Source organism: Sphingomonas bacterium (assembly GCF_903644055.1).
In the GTDB taxonomy this organism is placed as follows: Bacteria; Pseudomonadota; Alphaproteobacteria; order Sphingomonadales; family Sphingomonadaceae; genus Sphingomonas_I.
This window is the reverse complement of the sequence record NZ_CAHJXD010000188.1, coordinates 1-2,582: the sequence shown is the minus strand read 5'-3', so window position 1 is coordinate 2,582 and position 2,582 is coordinate 1. Positions and strand designations below refer to the sequence as shown.

Sequence of the window (2,582 nt, the reverse complement as noted above, 5' to 3'; positions counted from 1 at the left end):
TGGCGCGCGCGGGGGCTGGGTGACGGCGGCGGCGACCGCATAGCCCTCCTTCTGGAGGCGCGTGAAGGCGGTGCGCACGCTGGCGTGGATCGCCTCCTGGAGCTCGGGCGAGGTATCGGCCAGCGCGACGTTGACGTGCAGCGCGCCGAGATCGCGGAGCAGATTGTTGGGCACGCCCTTCGACGCCTTCTTGAGCGCCTCCACCGCGTCCATCACCGCGGCGAAGAGGATCTGCTGCATGACTTCGGTAGCGGATCTGGTCATCCCCGCCCCGTAGCGCGTGGCCGCGCGCCTGTCGCGGGGCGTCGTGCGATATTTCCTTGTCTTTCGGCGAGCCTTCGCGGCGTCAGGCGGCGCAGGTGCGGTTGCGGCCGCCGTTCTTCGCCGCATAGAGCGCGGTATCGGCGCGCTCGATCGTGGTGTGCAGCGCGTTCGGATCGGGCATTTCGGCGACGCCCGCCGAGAAGCTGATCTTGCCGATCGCGCGGCCGCTATCCTTGTCGACGAGCTGCCGTTCGGCGAGGCGCGCGCGGATATCGTCGATCGCGGCGGCGACCTCGGCGACGGTCCTGTCCTGGAACAGCAGGACGAATTCCTCGCCCCCGAAGCGCGCGGCGAAGCAGGCGCTGCCGCAGATTTCCTGGAAGCGCGCGGCGATCAGCTTAAGCACGCGATCGCCCACCGCATGGCCGTGCGCATCGTTGATCTTCTTGAAATGATCGATGTCGCACAGCGCGAGGACCAGCGGCCGCACGCTGGCGGCGGCGGCGATCTCGCGAACGTGACGCTCGAACGCGCGGCGGTTCGGCAGGTTGGTGAGATGATCGAGATTGGCGGCTCGGTTGGCGGTGCGCAGCGTCGAGCGCAGCGCCTGCGCCTGCTCGCGCCGCTCGCGCAGCTCCTGATCGACCGAGCGCGTCTGCTCGACCATCTCGCGCGCGAGATCGACGACGCGCGAAAGCGTCTGCGCGGGCGTCACCTCGAGGGTGGCGATCTCGCTGGTCAGCGCCTCGCCGAACGCCTGCGTCGCGGTGCCCGACTGGCCGATCAGCGCGATGCAGCGGCCGAGCTCGGCCTCGACGGTGTTGGCGATATCCTCGAGCTTGCCCTGGCCGAGGCCGTCATCGGGGCGCTCGCCATAATAGCGCTCGATCCAGGCGTTGGTGATCGGCTCGCCGGCGAGCAACGCCTTGGATACCGCGTTGCCGAGCTCCTGATTGACGTCGGCGACGAGATCGTGCGCGCAGCCGAAGTTGAGCGGGGTGAGATCGAGCGAGTGGCGGAACAGGAAATCGCCGATGCGATCGTAGAGCCGGCGCGCCGGATTGATTGGGGCCAGGCGTTCGGCGGTCGGCGCGGGATCGGGGGATGGGCTCGCGCGGCCGAAGCGCGCCAGCAGGGGCGCCATCAGGCTGGATCGGCGCGGCGCGCCGTCATCGTCATCCGGATGCGGCGTAGGGACAGTCGCCATGGTCAAGCGCTCCGTGCGGTCGGAAAGGATGCCTGGGCATCGTCGGGAAGGAAGGCGGCGCGGATCGCGCGCGGATCGGGCGTCCGGCCATCGAGCAGCAGGGCGCGGACCGCGCTCCAGCGCGCGCCGAACCAGGCCTCGCCCGATTCGACGCCGACGATATTGTCGCCGCGCAGCGAGATCGAGCAGGTGAATTCCTCGGGTCGCACGATCTCGCGCTCGGTGGTCGAGAAGAAGGCGCGGACGCGTGGCAGCAGCGGATCGGCGGGATTGCCGCCGACGACGATGCCGAGCCGGTTGGTGCGCAGCCGCACCAGCGCGCCGACGGGATAGATGCCGATGCTGTGGATGAAGGCCTGGAGGATCGCCGGATCGAAATGGCCCTCCCAATCGAGCATCTTCGAAAGCGCGTCGGTGGGCTGCCAGCCCGCCTTGTAAGGCCGGTTGGAGGTGATCGCGTCATAGACGTCGCACACCGCACCCATCCGCGCGTGCAGCGAAAGCCGATCGCCCGAAAGCCCGAACGGATAGCCCTTGCCGTCGAAGCGCTCGTGATGGTGGAGGCAGACGTCGAGCGCGATCGCGGGCGCATCCTCGGTGCCCGCCAGCAGGGCGTGGCCGGCGGCGGGATGGTTGCGGATGACGTCGAATTCGTCGTTGGTCAGCGACCCCGGCTTGTCGAGGATCGCATCGGGCACCGCCATCTTGCCGATGTCGTGGAGCAGCCCCGCCATGCCGATTTCGTGCGTGCGCGCGTCATCGAGCCCGAGCTCGCGCGACAGGTTGATCATCAGCGCGCACACCGCGACCGAATGGAGATAGGTATATTCATTCTTGGTCTTGAGCCGCGTGACCTTGAGCATCGCCGCGGCGTCGCGCTCCACCGCAGCGGCGATCTCCTCGACCAGCGGCGCTACGTCGGCGGGGCGGATCGCGCGGCCGAGGCGTGCGTCCTGGAACATCCGCGTCACCGCCTGCTTCGATCGGCGGACGGTCTCGGTGGCGCGCGCGATCTCGCCGGCGTCATCGGGGCGCTGGGCGCCGACGGAGGGCGCGCGCCGCGGGGTGAACATCGCGCGCAGCGTCGCATCGGCGGGCAGCACCGGCGACG

Annotated in this window: 2 protein-coding genes and 1 pseudogene; all 3 read right to left on the bottom strand. The window is 69.4% G+C overall.

What is annotated here, in order from left to right; translation table 11 throughout:
- Positions 1–264 (bottom strand): annotated as a pseudogene (locus HUU94_RS08200) (hypothetical protein); the annotation flags it as partial.
- Between the two features lie 82 nt (positions 265–346).
- Positions 347–1,471 carry a GGDEF domain-containing protein gene (locus HUU94_RS08195; RefSeq protein WP_174274598.1) on the bottom strand — a complete coding sequence of 375 codons (1,125 nt, stop codon included), beginning with the start codon at positions 1,469–1,471 and terminating at the stop codon, positions 347–349.
- A 2-nt stretch (positions 1,472–1,473) separates the two neighbouring features.
- The coding region (locus HUU94_RS08190) for an HD-GYP domain-containing protein (RefSeq protein ID WP_174274597.1) at positions 1,474–2,582 on the bottom strand (1,109 nt) is incomplete at its 5' end.